Origin of the sequence: Mesorhizobium sp. M4B.F.Ca.ET.017.02.2.1 (assembly GCF_003998955.1) — a bacterium.
In the GTDB taxonomy this organism is placed as follows: Bacteria; Pseudomonadota; Alphaproteobacteria; order Rhizobiales; family Rhizobiaceae; genus Mesorhizobium; species Mesorhizobium abyssinicae.
Genome location: NZ_RZOF01000562.1, coordinates 1 through 2,130, shown reverse-complemented (window position 1 = coordinate 2,130; position 2,130 = coordinate 1). Strand labels below are relative to the sequence as shown.

Sequence of the window (2,130 nt, the reverse complement as noted above, 5' to 3'; positions counted from 1 at the left end):
GGTTTTGCCGTGGCCGCAATGTAAATGGTTCGTGCGCTAAATCGATACAGCGGCGCGGGCGGTCGCAGCCATGCTTGCCAAGCAGTTCCCATATTTCTAAAGCTCTGCTCGCCCGCCAACGGGCGCCTGGTCGGTGCCGGCTGAGGGAGGTGAAGATTGGTCCAAGACCCGCCCGCCAGTGGCCGGATCAGCGCCGACGACATTCGCCGTCGCAAGGGCGGCGTGCCGATCGTCAGCCTGACCGCCTATACCTATCCCGTCGCCCGCCTGCTTGATCCTCACGTCGACCTGCTCTTGGTCGGCGACAGCGTCGCCATGGTGCTGCACGGCCACACGACCACGCTCGGCGCATCGCTGGAGATGATGATCGCGCACGGGCAGGCCGTGATGCGCGGCTCCACCAGGGCTTGCGTGGTCGTCGACATGCCGGCCGGCAGCTATGAGACTTCGGCGGCTGAGGCCGTCGCTTCGGCGCGGCGGATCGTCGAGGAAACGGGCTGCCAGGCGGTCAAGCTGGAGGGCGGCGTCGACATGGCCCGGCAGATCGCCGCGATCGTGGCCGGCGGCATCCCGGTCATGGGCCATATCGGCCTGCAGCCGCAATCGGTGGAGAAGGACGGCGGCTACAAGATCAAGGGCCGGACCGAGGACAATGTCGCGACCCTGTTCCGCGACGCCGAAGCGGTGGAAAAGGCCGGCGCCTTTTCCGTCGTCATCGAGGGCACGGTTGAAAGCGTCGCGGCTGACCTTACCCGCGCCATCGCCATTCCCACCATCGGCATCGGCGCCAGCCGCGATTGCGACGGCCAGATCCTGGTCATCGACGACATGGTCGGCCTGACCGTCGACCGCGTGCCGAAATTCGTCAAGGAATATGCCCACCTGCGCGATGTCGTCTCGGACGCCGCCGCCCGCTTCGCGGCGGAGGTGCGCGACCGCACTTTTCCCGGCCCGGACCACGTCTTTGCCGCCACACCCGATAAGGACAACGTATGAGCCGACCGATCGTCGTCGAAACGGTTTCCGCCCTTCGCGAGCAAATCCGCGACTGGCGGCGCGAGGGCCTCGGCATCGCCATGGTGCCGACCATGGGCGCGCTGCATGACGGCCACATCTCGCTGGTCAGGATGGCGCTTGCAAGCGCCGAGCGCTGCGTCGTCTCGATCTTCGTCAATCCGGCGCAGTTCGCGCCGACGGAAGACCTCGACAAATATCCGCGCCAACTTGCCCGCGACCTCGACCGGCTGGCCGAAGCCGGAGCGCATCTCGCCTTCACGCCAGGCGTCGCGGAGATGTACCCGGCCGGCTTCGCCACCAGGATTTCCGTCGGCGGCCCCTCCTCCGGCCTGGAATCGGAGTTCAGGCCGAGCTTCTTCGACGGTGTCGCCACCGTCGTGGCCAAGCTCTTCCTGCAGGCGGCTCCCGACCGTGCCATCTTCGGCGAGAAGGACTATCAGCAGCTTTGCGTCGTCAGACAGCTTTGCCGCGATCTCGACCTGCCCGTCGACATCATCGGCGCGCCGACGGTCCGCGACGCGCATGGCCTCGCCATGTCCTCGCGCAACGCCTATCTCGACGAGAAAGGCCTTGCGGTGGCGCGCCAGCTCAACGTGGTTCTGCGTCGGACGGCGGCCGCGCTCGCAGCCGGCGCCGACGAAGCCGGCGCGACCGCCGAGGCCCGGCAGGCGCTCATCGAGGCAGGCTTCCAGAAGGTGGACTATGTCGCCGCGCGCGAAAGCCTGACACTCGCTCCCTGGCGACGCGATCGGGAAGGCCGCTTGCTCGCCGCCGCCTGGCTCGGCACGACCAGGCTGATCGACAACTTGGAAATCCCTGCCAGCATGTAGCCGCCCTGAGGCGCCCGGTCATACCTTTCGCCCGCGGCGCTGCCCCCGCGGTGACTATCCGAGCGCCTTCTCCAGGATAAGTGCCGGCAGCCCTGATCCGCCGCCGCAATCGGCGGTTTTGCCGGCGGACGCAAAGCCTTGCGATCGGTAGAAGGCGATTGCCGCCGCGTTGACCTCTTCCACTTCGAGGCGCAGCTTGTTCGCCTCCGGAAAGCTGACCTCGATCTCGTCGAGCAAGGCCGTGCCGATCCCTTGCCGCTGGCAGGCCGGGTGCACATAGAGC

At 67.2% G+C, this 2,130-nt stretch carries 3 protein-coding genes; 2 read left to right on the top strand and 1 reads right to left on the bottom strand.

Translation table 11 applies throughout. From position 1 onward, the window contains the following. Positions 1-156 precede the first annotated feature (156 nt). Complete coding sequence (gene panB / locus EN738_RS33745) at positions 157-996, top strand: 3-methyl-2-oxobutanoate hydroxymethyltransferase (protein WP_127287310.1); 840 nt, start codon at positions 157-159, stop codon at positions 994-996. Further along, complete coding sequence (panC, locus tag EN738_RS33740; RefSeq protein ID WP_127287309.1) at positions 993-1,847, top strand: pantoate--beta-alanine ligase; 855 nt, start codon at positions 993-995, stop codon at positions 1,845-1,847. Before panB ends, panC begins: the two co-directional genes overlap by 4 nt. A gap of 54 nt (positions 1,848-1,901) precedes the next feature. On the opposite strand, the gene EN738_RS33735 is transcribed toward panC, so the two are convergent. Then, positions 1,902-2,130, bottom strand: a 229-nt coding sequence (locus EN738_RS33735; RefSeq protein WP_145967032.1) for an N-acetyltransferase, incomplete at its 5' end; no start/stop codon positions are given.

Bases quoted from the DNA above. Each gene is read 5' to 3' on its own strand.
- panC (WP_127287309.1), top strand. From the start codon at position 993: ATGAGCCGACCGATCGTCGTCGAAACGGTTTCCGCCCTTCGCGAGCAA.